The organism is Teichococcus aerofrigidensis, assembly GCF_054073225.1.
The window spans coordinates 1-542 of sequence record NZ_JBSXMU010000293.1; the positions used below are offsets into that span (position 1 = coordinate 1).

Consider the following 542-nt stretch of genomic DNA (forward strand, 5'->3'; position numbering starts at 1 on the left):
GTGGCGAGCAGCCGGGCGAAGCGCGCCGTGGCGCTGCGCCAGAGCAGGGGGCCGAGCAGCGGGAGGCGCAGCAGCCGGAGATGGCTCCGGTGCCGCGCGGCGCCGCCCAGGCCGCGGCGCAGCAGCAGGCCGGCGGCCAGCAGCCCCGCCAGCAGCAGCGCTCCCCAGGCCCGCAGCCATTCCGCCACGGCCAGCATGGCGTGGGTGGAGGCCGGCAGGCGCCCGCCGGCGGCCGAGAACAGGGGCTCCAGGGCCGGCAGCACCACGGCGACCAGCACCGCGATCACCGCCAGGGAGAGCGCCAGCACCACCATGGGATAGGCCATGCCGGCGCGCAGCCTCTCGGCCACGCGCTCCAGACGCAGCGTCTCGGCGGCGAGCCGCTCCAGCACCGACGGCAACTGCCCGGTGCCCTCGGCGGTGGCCACGGCGGCGACCTGCCAGCCGGGAAAGCCGCCGGGCTGCGCCGCCATCGCGGCGGACAGGGGCGTGCCGGCGCGCACCGCCTGCAACCGGCCGCGCCGCCGGCGGCGCGGCCGGTT

At 79.5% G+C, this 542-nt stretch carries 1 protein-coding gene; it reads right to left on the minus strand.

What is annotated here, in order from left to right; genetic code table 11:
• Positions 1 to 542 (minus strand): type II secretion system F family protein (locus ACVMLK_RS21305; protein WP_457487579.1); only part of this gene is annotated, 542 nt, incomplete at both ends.